This is a genomic window from Gordonia sp. McavH-238-E (assembly GCF_022348225.1).
GTDB lineage: Bacteria > Actinomycetota > Actinomycetes > Mycobacteriales > Mycobacteriaceae > Gordonia > Gordonia terrae.
In genome coordinates this window covers 1-18393 of sequence record NZ_JAKRFE010000022.1, presented here as the reverse complement: position 1 = coordinate 18393, position 18393 = coordinate 1, and the positions used below count along the sequence as shown (strand labels likewise).

The following is an 18393-nucleotide window of genomic DNA, read 5'->3' as shown; positions in this document are numbered from 1 at the left end:
AAGACGACCGCGACTCCAGGAGTCTGTGGACAGGCAGGAGCGGGTGCCAGAAATCTTGCCCCTGAGGTGATTTAACAACGCGCTCAACGTCTCTCCTATCGCGAACAAATGCGTTAGCGCTCGGCGATGCGACGCCGAACGCTGGTGCTTTGTGTCGCGACCGAACTCGGAATTCCAGAGATCGGGAACTTCCACCTCGGAGAGGTGCGCTGTTGTGCCGATGATGTTAACACCACCTTTGTTGTTCGCAACTAGGCACTCCCGCATGGATCGAGCGTAAGCGACTGGCGCCGATTGTGCAATTATTGGGCGCATGTTTTCGGCCGGAAGTCGGAGGGTGCGAGATGTCTACGCGGGAAGATTGCGGGCAGGCTCCGCAAACAAGGGGCACGGACTCGACCGAGAGAGGTGGTCAGATGCCCCGGGCTGGCGTGCACGGCTTCTCGGCTGCCGCTCTGCGCCGCACAATGAACCGAGCGGGTATGTCGGCTGATGAACTCGCGGAACTCGTGGGTGTTGCTCGCCAGACTGTTTCGGCCTGGCTCAACAGCGTCACGGTTCCAAGTCCAGGTTCACTAGCGAAGGTTGCGGGTGTTCTCGAGGTGGATGTCGCGGAGTTCACGCCGGCGGTCGCGGGCGAACCCGTGCTCGTGGATCTTCGTGTTCGGGCCGGCTTCACTCAGACTGCCGCGGCCGCTGAATTGGGCGTCGCGCGAACTGTTCTCGGTGTCATCGAACGGGGTCAACGCCGAGAGCTGCCGGCCCAACTAGCTGCTGCGATGGCGGCGACGTATGGCGTCACCCGTTCCGAAATCGAGGCAGCCTGGGACGCCACCCTCGAAGGCAGGCGCCAGAGGCTGTCCGCTCGTGCCGCGGCACGCCGTGGGCGCACGTAACTGGCGCAATTTTTCGGCTGCGGACGGGGTGTTTTTACAATCAACGAACGCCGTTGTCGGCGTGTCGGCGCGCGAGCGGGTTTCAGGTACGCATAATTAGCGGCATGAGCGGAACGCCAACATCACCTCGACGCCCCGGTCGTCCGTCGAAAGGACCGCGTGAGGTGGTGAAGGCGCTCATACCTGCTCCGCTCAAGGCCGCCGCCAAGCAGAAGGCAGACGATCAGGGGATGGACCTTAACTCCTACATCCAAACGCTGATCGCGCGCGACGTTGGCTCACATGCCGCCGAATCCCCAGCTATCCAGGAGGTCCTGTTCAAACGCGCCGTTTGACACCACTCACATAGAGACAAGTTCATCGAGGAGCAGTCTTCCCCTAGATAAGCGAAACTCCCCCAGCTGCCACACCGAGGGAGTCTCAGAGACCAAGCGCCAACTTGGCTCGTAACAACTTGGGAAGGTTCGGCCTCCACCAAATTGAAGGGATCAGTCTTTGCGGGACTGTTCTCAGGGTAGCGCGCACCCATCGCGCGACGCTACTTCTGATTCGAGCGTGTCGGATCGCGAATCGGTCACGGCTGAGTCGCGATGGTCCGAGCTATACCGGTGGCTGCTCGCCCCCGGCACTGTTGCCTATGCACTGGCTCCAACCGGACGATCGAACGAGCCGGTCAAGGTCGGCTCTGGCGATGCTTGCGAGCTGATCACCGAGGCCGAGAAAGCTGGGGCTGGCCGTGCAGTGTGGGCAGTTGTAGCCCCACTTCGGCCAGATCTGCTGGTTGTCGACCTAGACGAATGCGCAGATGTGATGTGGCCGGCGATCCGTGATGCGGCCGAGGACTATGGCGCGGCGATAGCTCACGTGGCCGCCTCTGGACGACCCAATTGCTTGCACGTTGCTCTCGTGCCCACAGCCGCCGCACGCTTTGAGCTGATGTCCGTCATCACCAGGATATTCGAGTTCCACCGACCGGCCCTGCCGGCCTCAGCGGCGGCCGATGTTCGTGGCCGTAAACCCATCCGGCTCCCAGGTAGCTGCTCACTGAAAGATGCAGCCCCTTGCGTCTCTGTCGACACGGACACGCTTCGACCGATTACCGCCGTTGCAGCCGCCCGACGGGCTGCCGACGCGGTGCGACAAACACTCCCCACGGCTTCGTCTGTCGATACCGCCGCCAGCGGCGATTGGACCTCCGCCGTCTCCGCCTCGCTCGAAAGTGCCGAGACGGAATCGACGTTGCAGACCGAATCGCCACGAGCATGGAGGGCTCGTCAGCGGCTTTCCGCCGACGACTGGCGAGTCCTCAACAACGCGTCAACCGACGATCGGTCTCTCGCCGCGACTGACGGGGCGTGGAGACTCTGGCAGCACGGTATTCGATCATTTGCGGCCGCGCGGTGGTGGTACGAACGCATGCCTTGCTTCCGCAAGTTTCGCGAGCGCGACCTCGATGCGCATGAGCAGCGTGGCGGCCGCGGCCCGATGAGGTGGGAGGCCTGTGGCCGTCACTGGAGTTCGATTGTGCGCAGGGCTCGGGCACACCGGCCCGCAATACCTGCACAAGACCAGGCAGTCATCGACGCCGCCCTGTCGGAGGTTTCACGCTGGAATGACTACGAACTCGCAGCTGCGGCTGAGGCTCTGATCTACGAGCGGTTCGCGACCGGGCACGGTATTCACGCTCGCCCTGTCGCGCGCCGCGACCTTTCCATGCTGATGCACTTCACCGACGGCACGGCCACCAGGGTTCTGCGCGAGTTGCAGAGCCGACAGCTACTCCAACTCGTCGAGCAGTGGCCGGCGTCTAATCCTCGTCACGCCAACCTGTACACCCTGACCATCCCCAGTCCTATTTACCGGGGGAAACATGCCCATGACGTCACATCCCCCTCGCGCTCGCCCTCCCTCCGGCACCCCCTCTGGGCCTGCCTCGGGCACGTAGAACGGGCTCTATGGACCCTCCTAACCTCATCCACACCCCAGCAACCCACCCCTACCCTCGCCGCACGCCTCGGTCTCCCCCGTGGGGACCGCTCATTCGGGGTGCTCCGCGCCCTCCACCGCCTCGCAGAGCTCGGGCTGGTGTCCCGGACCGGGCGCGGCCGCGGGACGTCGTGGACCCTGAACAGCGCGGTGACCCTCGATGCGGCGGCGGAGGCGATCGGTGCCGCCGATCGGGCAGAGCAGCTGCATGCGCGCGTCATCGCGGAACGGCGGTGCTGGCACTCAGAAACGCGGTCCGAGCAGGCTCGCAGTCGACGGGGGCTGGCAGTGCTGCGGGCGCGTTTGACCCACGCAGATGCCCAGCCCCCGTCCCCAGCCGGACTCTTTGCAGTAAGTACGACGTGGCCACCTACATCACAGGCGCGGCGACGCAGGGAAGGGCAAGGGGGTGCGGTGTCAGGTGCAGACGGACCGATCAGCTAGACCTCGTCATCAAAGCCGTGAGAAGCGGCCGATGTGCATGAGGCTTCCGACCGCCCCTGGGTAGCGTCTCAGGTGGAACCGGACTTTGACCCACTGCCCATCGTGCCCGAGAAGCTCGACCACCATCGGAATCTCGAGTTCGTCTTGGCCAGCTTTCAGAACCTCGCGAGCCCGGACGAACTCGCCGAAGTGCTCCGGATTGACCAGGTTGCCGACAATCTCAGAGTGTCGGTGGTCGGTGGCAGATTCGGTGATGTAGGGGGGCCGCGGCGAGATCCAGTACATGAGTACTGGGATGACGGGTCCTTCTGGACCATGGTCCCGGTAGGCGACAAGCACTGTCCCAGTGGAGTTCTCATCCAGAGTGCCGAGCTTCAGCGCGGCCAGCGGAGAGATCTGGGGTTCCTCGGTGTCGGTCACATCGTGGAACATTCCCCGTACTTCGCTGCCATCGGGGCCGGCCCCGGCACGCGCTAGTCCTCGCCACGCCATCAGGTGGGTGTCGTCGTGCAGAACTGTGAGTCGCCCTTGAAACTGCGTGCGAGTTCCGTCGTTTAGGCATAGCTCGGCGAGCTCGTTGAGAGCATCGAACTGTGCAACCTTGCGGAGGAACTGGCCGGGGTCGCGGGTATCCCCGAACCCGTCCGGGCTAATCGACGACATCATGTAGGACTCGAGAGTGTGACGGGCCACCAACGTCTCGACGTCCCAGTTCACAGAGGCGATCGCGCGTTCTGGAGTGACTTCTTTCTCCGGGGGTGACACCCAGGTCTTGATGCCGTAAACATCCCCCTCGTAGCCCAGGACGGGCCGCATAATGACGCGGCGCGGTCCGCTTCGTCCTACTTCGATCTGATCGACGGGTTCACCAGTTCGACGCACCTGTCCGATCAGGTCCTCGATGCGGTCGAGTCCTCCCTCGTCCTGGGACATTCGGCGTACGGAGGCCCAGTTACGCTCCACGCCTTCTTTGAAGACGATGGACGCGCTCGGTGGCTGGCCCAGCGTCTCGATTAGGTACCACGTCATGCTTTCCTCGCCTTCTCGCGTGGGGTGGCCACGATCGTGAACGGTTCAGGTCGCAACGTCGCCCGCTCCCGCATCCGTAGCTCTACCGGTTCTTCAAGGGTCAATCTGAACTTGGAGAGCAATGATGCTATGAGCAGTGTGGTTTCGTGAATCGCGAATTGGCGGCCGATGCATGACCGGGGTCCTGTCCCCCAGGGCGCGAAAAACTCATCAGAATTGGCGGTTAGGCGCTTCCCCACGAAGCGGTCGGCCCGGAACTCGTCTGCGTCAGGTCCCCATACTGAGGGGTCTCGTTGCGCGGCGAGGCTTAGGACGAAGACCGCGCGGCCGCGTGGAACCTTGTATCCGCCCAGCTCCTGGTCGGTGCGAGCGATTCGAAAGAACCCAGGCGCTGGCGGCCAGAGGCGCAGGCACTCGTTAATTAGGGCTTTGATACGGCGCATCTTGACGACTTGTTCGTAGTCGAACGCAGGTCCGTCGCTCAGCTCCGTCGCTGTGATGTCATCGCCGAGTTGTGGGTCGGCCGCAAGGTGGTAGAGCGCCACCTCCATAAGGGCTGCGGTCGTCTCGTGACCTGCCGCTAGGAATGTGAGCACCTGATCGCGGACATTGTCGAGAGGCAGAGTCTGGCCGGTCTCGGAGTCCTCGGCGCCGAGCATCAGGCCCAGAAGGTCGTTCGCCGGCACGTTGTCTCCGCGTTGCTGTCTTCGCGCGATGATGTCATCGACATACTGACGCACGTTGGCTGCGTCACGGCGGATTCCTGGGCCGTTTAGGAGTGCGCGAATTGGACCGACAATCGGAATGTCGTTCGTGGACTCGCTCGCCCACACGAGGACCCGGGTAAGGGATTCGAGGAATGCGTCGGTTCCCTCCGCGCTGCTCCGGCTGTCCCCTAGCAATCCCATCGGGGTTGAGAAGCCCGCTCTGCCAATGATTTCTAACGTCGCGGCCGTCATATCCTGATGAACATCGACCCGGGGCTCTCTGGACCACTGCTCCGTCAGATCTGTAGCTACTGTGACCATGGCTTCGTGGTAGGCGCGCATCGCGCCCTGGGAGAACCCGGGCGTCAGTATGCGCCGTGCTTGACCCCACAGAGGATCACTGCTTCGTGCCGTGAACAGGCCCCCCGCGGCGAACTCGCGCAGTTTCGCAAGGGGCCCGACGAGAACGCGTCCCCAGTTCTTCTCGTCAAGAGTTTCCTTTGCCAGGCCGGCGCCCCCTACGACAACAAGCTGGTCTCTGAGGAGAACTCGCTGAAAGATCGGTCCGAGTTCGCGAGTGAGCTCTGCCTCGTGTTGTGTGGGCCTGCGACGGTCAGCAGAGCGCACATCGCCAAGGAGTGGCAGCCGCCCTGCGGGATGAGGGAGTTCGTTCAGTGGCTTTGCGTTCACGGCGTCGAGTGTTCCAGGTCTGCCCTACACCTATCTGACGCTGCCCCTCCTGGTTAGCGCAGCTAGGTCAACTAGCGTAGCTATGCGAGCTAGCATCGGCGCGTAGTTGACTACACCCGGTGCGAGGCGAGGGGAGACGCGGTTCTCTCTGCCCAAAGAAGCGCTCGCCAGATGCGAAACGAGCGGCACTGGCTAGCGTTGCTAGTTGTTACCTCTGAACTGTGTAATCGGGCAGTATCGGCTGACCTGTAGCTAGACGCGCTAGTGACGCTGTTCTAGCTAGCTAGAACAGCGTGTGTGGCTACGCGATCTGTTGCAGCTGCGCTGCCTAGCGACGCTGTGCTAACTATGCTAGCTTGCTAGCATAGTTAGCATCACCTGAGGAAAGGGAGCCTGGATGCAACCGCGCAGAATCGCGATAGCGAACCAGAAGGGGGGCGTCGGAAAGACCGCAACTGTCCTCGGTCTGGCGTCCGCTCTCAGTAACCGGGGACAGAATGTGCTGGTGGTCGATATGGATCCTCAAGGCAATGCCACCACCGGCCTCGGTGTCGAGGTCACTGACGACGCGGTCACCTCCTACGACCTCATGGCACAAACCAGGGAAGGAACAGCCGGCGACGCGGTAGTCGCGACTCCGTGGGATCTGGTCGACCTCATTCCGGCGAGCGTGTCACTGGCAAACATCGAGGCTGACGGCGCGAACGACCTGATCTTTCGGCTAGACGTCGCGTTCGAGGGCGTTGATCTGTCCCCGTACGCAGTGGTTCTCTTCGACTGCCCGCCTTCGCTGGGCAAACTCCTCTTTGCAGTGCTCTGCGCCGCAGACGGGGTAGTTGCCGTCACCGAGCCCACGATCGACAGTGTGGGAGGGGTCGGCAATCTCGAGGACACGATCCGGAGCGTCACTCGTCGACCGAACCCTCAGCTGTCTTTCGACAAGGTCATCATCAGTCGCAAGCGAAACACAGGCGAACACACCTTCCGGGAGCAGGAACTTCGCGCGGCCTACGGTGACCTGGTCGCTTCGACCTCGATCCCTGAGCTCGCCGCGCGCCAAGATGCGCACAGTGCTCACACGCCGATACATAAGTACCGCGGCGGCAAATCGCTTGCCCTGCAACTGGCGTACTCCGACCTCATCGACGAACTCAATCTCACCGCGAAGGAGACAGCATCATGAGTGGTGTCAATCGAGCCCCAGCAATTCGCCGACACCACCCAGCTGACGACCTGCCCGAGAGGCCGCCACGGCCGGCGGCAGCCGACCCGACGCCCTCACCTGCCCAACCTGCGGAAGGGCCGCCACCTCTGGGTGCTCCGGACGTACGGCAGGCCGGGGGGGAGGTCGAAAAGATGACGGAACAGCACAACGTGCGGATCCGCCCGAGCGTCAAGGCGCGCGCAGTCCGGGCAGTGGGCAAGCTGCGGTACGAGACAGGCAACAAAGACGTCTCGCTGCAATCCATCACCGACGCAGCGTTGGACGAATACCTGCGCAAACACGGTTGCTAGCTGACCTAGCTAGGGAAGCTAGCACTGCTACTTCTGAGAGGTCCTGGTGGTGATTGGAGCACCACCAGGACCGACGACCAACAGAAACGGAGCTGTTGATCTATGTCCGACCCTACCCACGCCCGTAACACCACCGAGGCCGCGTCAAACACCGCCAGCGTGGCCACCGCAGTCATCTTGAGCCTTATCGTCGTTGCGGCCTCATTCACTCTGAGCTTCACAGCATTGAGCGACCTCGCCCGCATGTCCGGGGCTATCCCAGACCGCCTGACCTGGCTCCTGCCCGTGGTAATCGACGTCTTCATTCTGCAAGCCACCTGGTGCGTCTATGTCGCGACCAAACGCCGCGACGACGCCGGCAAGCGGTACCACTTCGCGATGCTGGCGATTTCGAGCACCGTCAGTGTCGCCGGCAATGCCGGCCACGCATTCCTTGCTAGCGGCCAGGGTGTCATGCACGGCCTGATGGCCGTGGCCATCGCTATCGTTGCGCCCCTGGCCCTGCTGGCGAGCATCCACGGGCTTGTCATGCACGTCTGGGCCGGCGGGGGAGCAACATCGCACGACCCGATGCCGGACGTCGAGCACGACACCGTGGACAGTGCGTCCCATGCACACTCGCAGGTCAGCGCACCGACAGAACCGCACACGCAGCCCGACAGTGCACGAGACGACGCGGACACCTCGCCCCTAAGCCTGTCAGACCTCGACGCACAGATCACCGACGCCGACCTCGACCTGGCCCGCCTCGTGTGCAGTCGAGGCCGGCTGCGCAACGACGACCGTGTGGTCGCGCGTGTGCTCGTCGCCGAACGCCTCAGAGTGCATCGCGAGCAGACCGCCGATCTCACCGGCGTGCACCGGACCACTATCGGCCGGTGGCGCGACCTCGCGGCCGAGTGCACCGCCGACATGTCGTCACACGCCGAGCGTGTGCACACAGCGGAACACCCCGCGCTCGTCGACGCCCACTGAGCACGCCAGCCCATGTCTAGGGGTACGGCCGGGGGAGTTTGCGAGCCGCGCACGCATAGTCGGGCCGTAGCTGCCTCCGGACCCGTGAGTGCAGGAGTGGGCGGGGGTGCGTGCGGTCCCGGACTTCCCGTTCCAGGCACACCCCCGCCTACTCGAACAGACTACAAGCGCATCGAACACCCATTCGATACCTGGGGTTAGACTCTGTGCATGTTCGACCACTGGCCCGACACCCGAACACTGCGCGTGTTCGACCCGGCTAGGCCCGTGGTCATCGACATGGCGATCGCGGACCCGTCGTGCGGACGCTCATATGCGGCCGGCGGGGGAGTGTCACTTCGAGTCCGCGCGTCCGGCGCCCGGATCGAGCCGACCATGCCCGCGCTGCTCGTCGCGTGGCTGAGAATGTCAAACGGGTTGTGGCGCGGGGTATGTCAGATGCCGGTTGAGAGCGCCAATCACGTTTCATCGGCCACGATCACCATGTGGGTGCCGCCCGAGGCGCTGCAACCGCGAGAGGACTCAGCACCGCAATGACCGAGAACAACGACCCTGGGGGCGGACCCGCCAATCGCGTTGCGCCCAAACGTGGCCGCGTTGAGCTGTCGGACCTGACATTCATCGTGCGGCCGCCCGGCCGTCCAGCCGGCATCCGCACTTATACCGCGGGCGAACTGGACGAGGCCCAGGCATATGCCGATCAGACTGGGGGACAGGTCGACCAGCTCTCATGAGTCGTGAACAGCGTCTCCGCTGCTCTGCGCTGCCGCCCTCCCTAGACGGTCGGTTGCCGCAAAAGCATTGTTGGTCGAGTTTCGAGAACGGGCGAAGTCGAGGGTTATCGGTGTTCCTGCCGGGCGCACCTCCGCAGGCGGCGGGTCATCTCTCGGTACTCGATGGTGCCGACCAGAACCGGCCGTGCCTGATCCTGGTGGGGGAGTGATCGGTGGCGAACGGGTGATCCGGGTGGGTCACTGCGGCGAGCTGGCCGGCGATCTCGCGGCGCTGTTGCGAATCCATTGCCTCAACCCGGCGGTCTGCTGTGTCGGATCAGGAGCGGCCTCGGATGGTCCACCGCCAGTCCGGGAACTCGGTCTCGTATGGAGACACGCGCAGCGGAGATTCGCCGCGGCCCTCGGGTCCAATCATCGACGCGACCGCCGGTCTCGGTAACGACGACGTTGCTTGAGCTCCTACTTATCCGACGGGTGCGTGAGGCCGTCGACGAACCAGTCTGGGAATTGGTCCAGAGCATCCCAGAACCAGTTCGAGTACGAGTCGTCACCGTTCGCGGCGTCCGCAAGATGGGTTACCGTCGTGCACCAGGCCCATGGTGTGTTGCTGTAGATTGACTTGTCCGATTCCGTCCTCGAGTCGGGCGGTGTGTCGACGAGGATCCCGTGCGTCCGGTTCCAGATCCGGTTGTGGTGAGTGCACACGTTGCGGAGAACCACCATCGCGCGGAAGACCGGTCGTGAGGCACGAGGACTGACGTTAAAGCGCTTGGCGAGAGGCTTATAGACGCCGTCGGAGTCGGACACGAGGCCATACATTCTCGAAGTCGTGCCAAACGACAGCGTCTCTATCGCTGCCCACACCGGGAGAGATTCCCCTAAGTCGTCGTGATGCTGTACGAACCGCTCGCTGGATCGTCGCACGTCCTCGGCAACGTCCTTCAGGAGCTTCGCGCGAGCGCCGTTGGATGTGTCGTCGTACGTCGATTCATTGAGGTAGCCCAGCGGGCCGGCTGACTGTGCGAGGAGGTAGGCGAAGTGGGATCTGAAAACGACCTCGATGCTCGCCAATCCCTTGCGTAGAACCGACGCGAGGCTTGCGTCGTAGTCATGGGCGTCGCGGATCTGGCTCCACTTGGTGCCGGGCTCGAAACGGTTGTGGCCGTCGATCGGCTGCTGCTGGAAGTATCGGAAGTAGCCGCTCAGCCGGTAGTAGTTGTGATCGGCGAGATAGGACTCGACAGACTCAACTTCAGCGTCGGCAATGATCAGCCCGTTCTCACGTAGCTTCTCAACCTGTTGGGAGACGGTGAGGAACGGTTTTGCCATGCCGTAGATAGTAAAGCGCCCGCCGAAGTAAGGAAGCTTGCGCTCTAGCCTTGGCGGGCATCGTTGACACCACCTTACATCGCGTCGCTCTACACGTCCAATTCGACTGGACAGCCGGTACTCGTGCCGTGCTGGCTGGCAGTTGGCCGGGCCGCAGTGCTAGCCGGGACGGGGTTGCTCGTCGCATCGCGGCGTGGCGCTGCGGCCAGGTCGGTTTGGCAGCGCCAACGGCCGACGGACGGTCCCGACAGCGGAGGAGTGTCGGATCACAGCGTAGGTGCGACTAGAGACAGGAAATTGAGACTGTCACCGGTGGCGCCGCCGCAGATTTCAGCGAAGACCTTTGCGGCCGGTGGACGGGCGCCCGAAACGGGTCTATCGGTCCGGGTCGTCCGCCGTCCGACGTTGCCAAATCGGAGGCTCCAGCGACAAGCCAGTGCCGATAGGTGTCGTGGCGAAACTGACACCCAATACCGGTCACCCACAGCCGACCCGCCCGCCGCGAGTCCAAGAACACCGCCGGGCGCGCCGCGAACATCCCGCTCATCGCCCGAAGCCTCTTGCCCCGCTCAGCGGACTGAAATACAGCGAACCCCGCCGGAGTTCATCCCGGCGGGGCCGCTGGTGCACGGGCCGAGTTATGACACACAGTGGCCTGTAAACCGCAGGTCTGTGCGCGTCTCGCATGGGACGGGATTGTGTAGCGGATCTTCCGCCCGTCACCACGTACATCCACAAGGTAGCACATCTCAGTCTGGTGGTGCGTTTGCTGACAACTCGTTCCTCCAGGCGAGTGACCGATGTGCGGATCGGATGAGGGGGGCGCGTCCATCCCGTGTAAGGCGTGACGGTGGTTCTGAAATGCGGAATCATGGAGAATGTGGTGGTGCCTGCCGTCGAGTCACGGCGCAAGGCAGAGAAGCAAGCAGCACGGTTGTAGATAAGGATCACTGCGTTTATCTGATAACCTAGACATACGCTTGAGTCCCGAACTATGGAGAACTCTATTGATCTCCGGTAGCGATGCCCGAAAGGAGGATGTCGATGTCAGCGACCGTAGTGGCCCTATCGGCTGAGTCCAAGGAGCGATTGGAGTTGGCGTGCCGACACGCCGCGGAGATCGATGAGTCGGCATCCCGCAGGCACAGCGCACCGGTCCGCGTGGAGTTCGTGCGCGACGTCGGCGGCCGCGGCTCGACACCACTGGCCCACCTCGTGCGCATCGGTGGGCGGGGTGGTGGCGTGGCGCTACGGCTGTACTTGTCGTTGATCTGGCGAAGTTCTGCCGAGCCGTTCACCACGTCACTACCGGCCCGCAAGTGGGCCGAGCTGCTGGCTTTACCCGATCCGGGTAGCCGCGGGGCGCGGCGGATCGTCGAGGCGTTGAAAACGCTCGAGGACGCGCGCCTGATTTCCGTTGACCGGCGTAGCGGCAATACGTCGGTGGTGACGTTGCTGCACGAGTCAGGATCGGGCGACCCCTACTCCCTTCCTCGAGGCGACCGAGGGGAGCTGTATCTACAAGTCCCCTCGAGACTGTGGCTCAACGGCGAACTACATGAACTGTCGGCGCCGGGAGTCGCGATGCTGCTCGCCGTGCTTGTCGACCAGTCCGCGCCCGGTGAGCCCGTGTGGTGGGCGACGTCTGTCTTTCATGGGCGCTTCGGGTTGTCGCCGGCGACCCGTGCCCGCGGCACCAAGGAGTTGGTGACGGCGGGGTTGTTGAGCGTCAAGCGAGCACCCATCTCCACTGCGCGGGGCCGCAGCTTCGCGGCCGAACGGGTCCGCAACGTCTACAGCGTGGTTGGTGCCGCGAAACTGCGACCCAAGAAGGGCAGCTCGACGCCGAGGACGAGCGCCGCTGCGAAGCCGCCGCCTCGTCCGCAGGGGTCCGGTGACTAACCTGTTCAACCGGCGGCCGGCGGTCAGGGCGTACCGCCGGCCAGTTCGGTGATCGTCTCAAGAACCGGTAGGAGTTGCCGACGGAAGCGGAATGCAACCGGGCGGTCCCAGAGTCCATTGAACGCGAGTTCAACCATTGCCGCACAGGCGAGGTGATCGGTCGCGTCGAACGGTCGCAGTAACCTCGACACGACGGCTTCGACGTCGATTAACGACGCCGCATCGTTCTCAAGCCTATGGCAAAATTACTTGACATAATATCTATTATCGGCACGTGAAACCGATTCTAGCAGAACCGGTTTCACGCCTCGGTGTCATATGTATTCGTCACGTGACGTAATTCGCGGGCGAGATGCCGTGTGCCGGGCGCGCGTCGTGGCTGCGGGACAAGGATGGTGCCCAAGTCGTCCTCCCCGGCGGCTGGGCACCATCCTCGCCCCACATCGTATTCGGCATACGGAAGATTTCGAATAGTTAATCTGGCGTGATCGTTGACTCGACATGGCGGTTGGTCGGCCACCCTGTTGCTCGGCACCGCGCATGCCCGTAGGCACGCCTGGCGCGGCCACGCTCGAGGATTAGAAGGCGGTTGCGTTGACGTCGGGGATACGCAGGAGCTGTTCGGTGGGTGTTCCTGGTGCAGTAGCAACGAGTTGGAGTGCTGCTGAGCTGGTCTCGGCAACCAGGACGGGTTGATCAGCGCCGACATCGACGGTGACATGGCCGTGGACTACGCCGCGTGCATCGACGTCGAGGGTGAGAGCCCGCTGCCACACATCCGAGAGTGTGACCACGCGAATCCACGGCCCCTGGGGTCGGCGTTTCTTGAACCGGGCGGCTAGCACGCATCGACGAAACCCGAGGGTTGCCAGTTCGGCGAACGGGTACTGGTCGGTGAACGCGGCGAGGTGTTGTTCGCGCGTCAGGGCGGGAGGTCGGTCGGCCATAGCGGCAGTGTGCACTCGACCACCGACATGCGACGGCAGATCTTGGGTCTTCCGTGCCCCTCCTCTCGAGCGCTGAATGCCGCCGCATCTGGTACGGACCTCGAAAAGCGCAGCAACATAGCTAATCTCGAGCGCTACCCGTCATGGTTGTTCGGCACGTGACGTAGTGGGCGGTTGCTGACCCGATTCGCGTCAGGGTCGCGCGAACGGCCGGGTTGAGTCTCGTGGGATGAGGGTCGGCAGGATGGTGCGTATCAGTGGTTGCTTGGGGTCGGGCTGTAGGACGATGGACAGCGCCTCGGCGGCGATTGCGTCGAATGCGGTGCGTACCGAGGTGAGGGGCGTGGGGAGCCGCGCAGCCAGGGGGATGTCGTTGTAGCCGATGAGGGACAGGTCCCTGCCGATGCCGAGGGACATCTCGTGCGCGGCGGACATGGCGCCGATGGCGAGGTTGTCGTTGGCGCAGAAGACAGCGGTTGGTCGGGCGTCGGGATCGACGAGCAGTACACGTGCGGCCTGCGCGCCGTCCTCGATTCCGTAGCCGGACTCGACGAAGCGGTCACTCGGCGTGGCGAGCCCGGCTTCGGTCAGAGCGCGGCGTGCCCCTTCGAGGCGTCCGGCGGCGCTGGAGGTGAACAGTGGCCCGCTGAGGACCCCGATGTCGCGGTGTCCTAGGTCGACGAGGTGGCGCACCGCCAGGTATCCGCCGGCTTCGTCGTCTCCGACTGCTGAGGGGCTCTTTCCGTCGGTCCGCAGGACTAGTGCGTGCGCGACTCCGTCGTTGCGGAGCTGTTGGGGCAGTGGGTCATCGATGCGGCTCGATGCCAGGATCAAGCCGTCGACGTTGCGGTCGAGAAGTGTTGAGGCGGCGGCTGATTCATCGGCTGGGTCATCGCCGCTGGTGGCTACGATCGCGAAATAGCCGCGACGTACCGCGGCGCGTTCGATCGCTTCGAACATCAACGCCATCACCGTGTCACTCAGCCGTGGGACGACCACACCGATGGTCGCCGTCGCGCCCCGCCGCAGGTTCGAGGCGTAGGTGTTGCGTCGATACCCGAGTTCGTTGGCCACCTCACGCACCCGGCGGGCGGTAGCCGAGCGTGACGGTGGAATGCGCTCGTCGAGAACCCGGCTGACGGTGGACTTCGAGACACCAGCGGCGCGAGCGACGTCGAGCAGGGTGACCGCACTAGGGGCGTCCGCGCCTGCCGACCTGGAGGTGTTGTTGGTGGACATCGTCCTCATCATCTCGCATACCTCCCGGTCGCGGTCACGCGACGGCCGCAACAACACGTACCGCTGAGTGACCGTTGACACATTGCCTGCTGTGGTCTTAGTCTAGCAACCGATAGCGGGAACGTTCCCACGAACGATTGCATGAACGATTGCAGTACCGCGATCTCGGCGACTACCAGCCATTCAGCAGTACCCATACAGGAAAGCGAGAACGCAGATGTCCACTGTCGATCCCAAGTCCGTTGATCTGCGCGGACTGACTCCCGCCCCGGTCACCCCCTTCACTCGTGACGGCGAGGTCGACTACGCCGCCATCGAGCGGCTGGGGTCATGGCTGGCCAGCGTGGACGGCGTCAAGGGTCTGGTCGTTCTCGGCCACGCCGGTGAGGGCACCTTCCTCACCCAGGACGAGCAGGTTCGTACGATCTCGGCGTTCCGCGATGCGGTGCAGGATCGCCTGCCGATCATCGCCGGCATCACCGGTGAGGGCACGGCGGTCGCTGCCGAGGAGGCCAAGCGCGCCGTCGACGCCGGCGCCACCGCGGGTCTGGTGTACCCGTCGCACGGGTGGCTGCGTTTCGGCTTCCAGAAGGGCGCCCCCCAGGATCGCTACAAGCAGATCTACGACGAGTCGGGGCTGCCGCTGATCCTGTTCCAGTACCCCGACGTCACCAAGGCGACCTACGACCTGGAAACCCAACTCGAGATCGCCGCGCAGCCCGGCGTGTTCGCCACCAAGAACGGTGTCCGCAACATGCGCCGCTGGGACCGCGAAATCCCGGTCCTGCGCCAGGAGCACCCGGACCTGCAGATCCTGACCTGCCACGACGAGTACCTGCTGCACACCATGTTCGACGTCGACGGCGCACTGGTCGGCTACGGCGGCCTCGCCCCCGAACCTCTCGTCGAGCTCATCGCCGCCGGCAAGGCCAAGGACTACAGCCGGGCCCGCGAGATCCACGACCGTCTGCTGCCGGTCACTGCGAATGTCTACCACCGCGGCTCACACATGGAGGGCACCGTCGCGCTCAAGGAAGGGCTCGTCGCCCGCGGCATCCTCGAGCACGCCACCGTGCGCTCGCCGCTGCTGCCGCTGGCCGCCGGCGCTGACGCCGAGATCGCCGCAGCGCTGCACTCGGCCGGCCTCGGCTCGGTCGCCGCGTTCGCCTGACCTACACCAGCTGATGCCCCGGGAGCTGCCGCTTCTCGCGCTCCCGGGGCATCGTCCCACCCCCACGATTTACCCTCATCCCACCGGCCTCGGGTCGGTCCTGGCGCCCTGATCTCGCGGGACGCCGCACAGAAAGGCTCACCGATGAGTCGACGCACCTCCTCATCGCCCAGCGTGACGCGCGCGTCCACTACCCCCGACGCCGCGCCCGATGTCACCGAATCGGCCGAACTGCCCGTCACCGGCCACCGCAATGCCCGCGCCTGGTGGCGCACCCTCGCCCTTGCCGGTCCCGCTTTCGTCGCCGGCGCCTGGCAGTTCGGACCCGGAAACCTCGCCAGCGCAGTCCAGGCCGGCAGCGACTATGGATACGCCCTCATCTGGGTCATCGTCATCTCGACCGCATTCATGCTCGTCTACGCCGACATGAGTGTGCGCCTGGGCATCCGCACCCCGATATCGATGATCAGCTCGGTCAAAGACGTCCTCGGCCACCGCGTCGGCGTCGCCGCCGGATTCGGCGTCTTCATCATCACGCTGTGCTTCTCGGTCGGCAACGCCGTCGGATCCGGTCTGGGCCTGTCCATGGTGTTCGGCGGGTCCCCCGTCATCTGGACAGCGCTGTGCACCGGCTTCGTCGGGTTGATCTTGTTGTTCCGCAACGTATACCGCACCGTCGAGAAGATCTTGCTCGTCGTCGTGGCACTGCTGGCCGTCACCTTCGTCGTCAGCGCGATCATCTCCCGCCCGGACTGGTTCCAAGCAGCCGAAGGGCTGATCCCCACCATCCCGCCCGGCGCGCAACTCGTCGTCATCGCCATGGTCGGCACGAACTTCTCGCTCAACGCCGCCTTCTTCACCTCCTACGGCACCCACGAACGCCGGCGCACACGAGCGCAATACCGCGACACCACCATCGTCGACACCATCCCCGGCATCATCGCTCCGGGCATCATGACCTCGCTGGTGATCGTCGTCGCCGCAGCCGTACTCGGCCAACAGGGCGCCGAAGCGACCACGCTGGCCGGCCTGGCGAAAGTCTTCGAACCCGTCGCCGGCGAACTCGGGTCCACCATCTTCGCCCTCGGACTATCCGGCGCCGCGTTCTCCGCCATGGTCGCCAACGCCACCGCAGGCGGCACCATGCTCTCCGACGCACTCGGCCGAGGACCCTCCCCGAGCACCCGTATCGCCCGATGCACCAGCGCCACCATCCTGCTGTGGGGACTGGTCATCACCATCCTGTTCACCAAATCCCCAGTCCAGCTGATCATCTTCGCCCAAGCGCTCACCGTGCTCGTCGCACCATTCCTGGGCTACCTGTTGCTCACCATGAGCAACAACCGAAACCTCATGGGCGACCTGAAAAACACCTGGTGGAAAAACACACTCGGTGTCCTGGGATTCCTCGCGATCCTGTCGCTGTCGGCGACCATGATCGTCGAACTCGTCCAACAGCTCCAGAACTAACCCGACACCCACCCACACCCGCCGCCACGACTCACCACCCACCGAGCCCACACGCGGACCAACCACCACCGCGACCGTCCACCGCCACCCACACCGGTCGACGCCTTCGAAACCACCACCATGCGAACACCATCGACGACCGTGAGACCCACGAAACACGCCATGACAGCCGACCCCCACCTACCCACCCCCAGCCGTCCCGCCCCAAGCGGGCACGGCTGGGTGGCCTACGGAAACCCAGCCCACCCACACCTGGGCTTCCTCGCCATCAGCGTCATTACCCCTGTGCCCCGCGACCCGGGACACTCGCTCAATGACACGCTGGCCCAACGACGACGGCCACGACCCACCCCCGATCACACCACACCAGCCATCGCCGTCACACTCCTACCCAGCAGCCCCCAACCCACCCGCGTGATCGGCGTCGGAGCCAACTACCCCAAACCCAACGACCCCACCCCACCCCCGAGTAGCTACCCCGTACTGTTCACCAAATACGCCTCCACACTGACCGGCGCCTACGACGACATCGTCCTACCCGACGAAACCGTGCATGCCGACTACGAAGGCGAACTCGCCATCATCATCGGCACCCCCGGCCGCCGCATCCCCACCGCTCAAGCCCACAACCACATCCTCGGCTACTCCGTCGCCAACGACGTCACCCTGCGTGACTGGCAATCACGCAGCCACCAATGGCTTCAAGGCAAAGCATGGGACCGCACCACCCCACTCGGGCCGGTCATCACCCCCGCCGACGACGTCGACCTACACACCGCACGCATCCACACCGCGGTCAACGGCACCACAGTTCAACACGGCTACATCCGCGACATGACCCGACCCGTCGACGAACTCATTGAATCGCCCCGGGTTTGCTGGAGGCTCGGTTAGTTGGTTCCAGCGTTTGCGGGGACCGGGTTCTCACGGTAGCTGGTGACGGTGTGGGTCGACCAGTAGGCGCTCTCGTACTCGACGGGTGGGACGTGTCCGATCTCGCCGTGCAGGCGGCGGTGGTTGAACCATTCGACGTACTCAGCGACGGCGATCTCGACCTCGCCCACACCTGCCCAGCCGCCTCGCGGGCGCATCACGGGGTTACGGATGCATTCGGCTTTGAACAGCGAGTTGAACGCCTCAGCCATCGCGTTGTCGTATGAATCCCCTCTGGAGCCAACAGATGTCACCGCTTCGGCTTCGGCCAGTCGTTCGGTGTAGCGGATGGCTCGGTATTGCACTCCGCGGTCGGAGTGGTGGATCAGCCCGGCCACGTCGTGGCCGGCACGCGACCGTGCCCACAATCCCATGTTCAGGGCGTCGAGGGCGAGGTCGGTGTGCATGGTGGTCGAGACCTGCCAG

19 protein-coding genes and 1 pseudogene are annotated in these 18393 nt (G+C 64.1%); 12 read left to right on the top strand and 8 right to left on the bottom strand.

What is annotated here, in order from left to right:
• Window positions 1-344 precede the first annotated feature (344 nt).
• Window positions 345-560, top strand: a pseudogene (locus MHN80_RS25755) (helix-turn-helix transcriptional regulator); the annotation flags it as partial.
• 15 nt (window positions 561-575) lie between these two features.
• On the opposite strand, the gene MHN80_RS23490 reads toward MHN80_RS25755, so the two are convergent.
• Window positions 576-746, bottom strand: a complete 171-nt coding sequence (locus tag MHN80_RS23490; RefSeq protein ID WP_239403929.1) for a hypothetical protein — start codon at window positions 744-746, stop codon at window positions 576-578.
• Between MHN80_RS23490 and MHN80_RS23485 the strand changes: the two genes are divergently transcribed.
• On the top strand, window positions 702-896 hold the full coding sequence (locus MHN80_RS23485; protein ID WP_239403928.1) for a hypothetical protein: 195 nt from the start codon (window positions 702-704) through the stop codon (window positions 894-896). The genes MHN80_RS23490 and MHN80_RS23485 overlap by 45 nt on opposite strands.
• 104 nt (window positions 897-1000) lie before the next feature.
• Window positions 1001-1231, top strand: a complete 231-nt coding sequence (locus MHN80_RS23480; protein ID WP_239403878.1) for a hypothetical protein — start codon at window positions 1001-1003, stop codon at window positions 1229-1231.
• Between the two features lie 1702 nt (window positions 1232-2933).
• Here the strand turns inward: MHN80_RS23480 and MHN80_RS23475 are convergent.
• The 3 genes from MHN80_RS23475 to MHN80_RS23465 all read right to left on the bottom strand — a co-directional run bounded on the left by MHN80_RS23475 (window position 2934) and on the right by MHN80_RS23465 (window position 5752).
• Window positions 2934-3125, bottom strand: coding sequence for a hypothetical protein (locus MHN80_RS23475; RefSeq protein WP_239403877.1), 192 nt, complete (start codon window positions 3123-3125; stop codon window positions 2934-2936).
• 210 nt (window positions 3126-3335) lie between these two features.
• Window positions 3336-4355 (bottom strand): GAF domain-containing protein, encoded by a 1020-nt coding sequence (locus MHN80_RS23470; RefSeq protein ID WP_239403876.1) that lies wholly within the window; start codon window positions 4353-4355, stop codon window positions 3336-3338.
• Window positions 4352-5752, bottom strand: coding sequence for a cytochrome P450 (locus tag MHN80_RS23465; protein ID WP_239403875.1), 1401 nt, complete (start codon window positions 5750-5752; stop codon window positions 4352-4354). Before MHN80_RS23465 ends, MHN80_RS23470 begins: the two co-directional genes overlap by 4 nt.
• Before the next feature lie 397 nt (window positions 5753-6149).
• Between MHN80_RS23465 and MHN80_RS23460 the strand changes: the two genes are divergently transcribed.
• The 5 genes from MHN80_RS23460 (at window position 6150) to MHN80_RS23440 (ending at window position 8976) form a co-directional block, all read left to right on the top strand.
• Window positions 6150-6935 (top strand): ParA family protein, encoded by a 786-nt coding sequence (locus tag MHN80_RS23460; RefSeq protein WP_239403874.1) that lies wholly within the window; start codon window positions 6150-6152, stop codon window positions 6933-6935.
• Between the two features lie 173 nt (window positions 6936-7108).
• Entirely contained in the window at window positions 7109-7267 is a 159-nt protein-coding gene (locus tag MHN80_RS23455) for a hypothetical protein (protein ID WP_239403873.1), read from the top strand.
• Between the two features lie 102 nt (window positions 7268-7369).
• Window positions 7370-8242: a DUF2637 domain-containing protein gene (locus MHN80_RS23450; protein ID WP_239403872.1), complete on the top strand. Its 873-nt coding sequence runs from the start codon at window positions 7370-7372 to the stop codon at window positions 8240-8242.
• A gap of 210 nt (window positions 8243-8452) precedes the next feature.
• Window positions 8453-8779, top strand: a complete 327-nt coding sequence (locus MHN80_RS23445; protein WP_239403871.1) for a hypothetical protein — start codon at window positions 8453-8455, stop codon at window positions 8777-8779.
• Window positions 8776-8976: a hypothetical protein gene (locus tag MHN80_RS23440; protein ID WP_239403870.1), complete on the top strand. Its 201-nt coding sequence runs from the start codon at window positions 8776-8778 to the stop codon at window positions 8974-8976. Before MHN80_RS23445 ends, MHN80_RS23440 begins: the two co-directional genes overlap by 4 nt.
• Before the next feature lie 459 nt (window positions 8977-9435).
• On the opposite strand, the gene MHN80_RS23435 is transcribed toward MHN80_RS23440, so the two are convergent.
• On the bottom strand, window positions 9436-10305 hold the full coding sequence (locus MHN80_RS23435; protein WP_239403869.1) for an Abi family protein: 870 nt from the start codon (window positions 10303-10305) through the stop codon (window positions 9436-9438).
• A gap of 1044 nt (window positions 10306-11349) precedes the next feature.
• Between MHN80_RS23435 and MHN80_RS23430 the strand changes: the two genes are divergently transcribed.
• Entirely contained in the window at window positions 11350-12207 is an 858-nt protein-coding gene (locus tag MHN80_RS23430; protein ID WP_239403868.1) for a hypothetical protein, read from the top strand.
• Window positions 12208-12785: 578 nt separating this feature from the next.
• Here the strand turns inward: MHN80_RS23430 and MHN80_RS23425 are convergent.
• Complete coding sequence (locus tag MHN80_RS23425) at window positions 12786-13154, bottom strand: hypothetical protein (protein WP_239403867.1); 369 nt, start codon at window positions 13152-13154, stop codon at window positions 12786-12788.
• A 192-nt stretch (window positions 13155-13346) separates the two neighbouring features.
• Window positions 13347-14393 (bottom strand): LacI family DNA-binding transcriptional regulator, encoded by a 1047-nt coding sequence (locus tag MHN80_RS23420; RefSeq protein WP_239403866.1) that lies wholly within the window; start codon window positions 14391-14393, stop codon window positions 13347-13349.
• 217 nt (window positions 14394-14610) lie between these two features.
• Between MHN80_RS23420 and MHN80_RS23415 the strand changes: the two genes are divergently transcribed.
• The 3 genes from MHN80_RS23415 (at window position 14611) to MHN80_RS23405 (ending at window position 17928) form a co-directional block, all read left to right on the top strand.
• A complete protein-coding gene (locus tag MHN80_RS23415; protein WP_239403865.1) occupies window positions 14611-15564 on the top strand; it encodes a dihydrodipicolinate synthase family protein in 954 nt (317 codons plus the stop codon).
• 144 nt (window positions 15565-15708) lie between these two features.
• Complete coding sequence (locus MHN80_RS23410; RefSeq protein ID WP_239403864.1) at window positions 15709-17034, top strand: Nramp family divalent metal transporter; 1326 nt, start codon at window positions 15709-15711, stop codon at window positions 17032-17034.
• Window positions 17035-17196: 162 nt separating this feature from the next.
• On the top strand, window positions 17197-17928 hold the full coding sequence (locus MHN80_RS23405) for a fumarylacetoacetate hydrolase family protein (RefSeq protein ID WP_239403863.1): 732 nt from the start codon (window positions 17197-17199) through the stop codon (window positions 17926-17928).
• Here MHN80_RS23405 and MHN80_RS23400 read toward each other — a convergent pair.
• A partial coding sequence (locus tag MHN80_RS23400) for an integrase core domain-containing protein (RefSeq protein WP_239403862.1) occupies window positions 17925-18393 on the bottom strand: 469 nt, incomplete at its 5' end. The genes MHN80_RS23405 and MHN80_RS23400 overlap by 4 nt on opposite strands.

Bases quoted from the DNA above. Each gene is read 5' to 3' on its own strand.
- MHN80_RS23480 (WP_239403878.1), top strand. From the start codon at position 1,001: ATGAGCGGAACGCCAACATCACCTCGACGCCCCGGTCGTCCGTCGAAA.
- MHN80_RS23470 (WP_239403876.1), bottom strand. From the start codon at position 4,355: ATGACGTGGTACCTAATCGAGACGCTGGGCCAGCCACCGAGCGCGTCC.
- MHN80_RS23460 (WP_239403874.1), top strand. From the start codon at position 6,150: ATGCAACCGCGCAGAATCGCGATAGCGAACCAGAAGGGGGGCGTCGGA.
- MHN80_RS23455 (WP_239403873.1), top strand. From the start codon at position 7,109: ATGACGGAACAGCACAACGTGCGGATCCGCCCGAGCGTCAAGGCGCGC.
- MHN80_RS23450 (WP_239403872.1), top strand. From the start codon at position 7,370: ATGTCCGACCCTACCCACGCCCGTAACACCACCGAGGCCGCGTCAAAC.
- MHN80_RS23445 (WP_239403871.1), top strand. From the start codon at position 8,453: ATGTTCGACCACTGGCCCGACACCCGAACACTGCGCGTGTTCGACCCG.
- MHN80_RS23440 (WP_239403870.1), top strand. From the start codon at position 8,776: ATGACCGAGAACAACGACCCTGGGGGCGGACCCGCCAATCGCGTTGCG.
- MHN80_RS23435 (WP_239403869.1), bottom strand. From the start codon at position 10,305: ATGGCAAAACCGTTCCTCACCGTCTCCCAACAGGTTGAGAAGCTACGT.
- MHN80_RS23430 (WP_239403868.1), top strand. From the start codon at position 11,350: ATGTCAGCGACCGTAGTGGCCCTATCGGCTGAGTCCAAGGAGCGATTG.
- MHN80_RS23425 (WP_239403867.1), bottom strand. From the start codon at position 13,154: ATGGCCGACCGACCTCCCGCCCTGACGCGCGAACAACACCTCGCCGCG.
- MHN80_RS23420 (WP_239403866.1), bottom strand. From the start codon at position 14,393: ATGTCCACCAACAACACCTCCAGGTCGGCAGGCGCGGACGCCCCTAGT.
- MHN80_RS23415 (WP_239403865.1), top strand. From the start codon at position 14,611: ATGTCCACTGTCGATCCCAAGTCCGTTGATCTGCGCGGACTGACTCCC.
- MHN80_RS23410 (WP_239403864.1), top strand. From the start codon at position 15,709: ATGAGTCGACGCACCTCCTCATCGCCCAGCGTGACGCGCGCGTCCACT.
- MHN80_RS23405 (WP_239403863.1), top strand. From the start codon at position 17,197: ATGACAGCCGACCCCCACCTACCCACCCCCAGCCGTCCCGCCCCAAGC.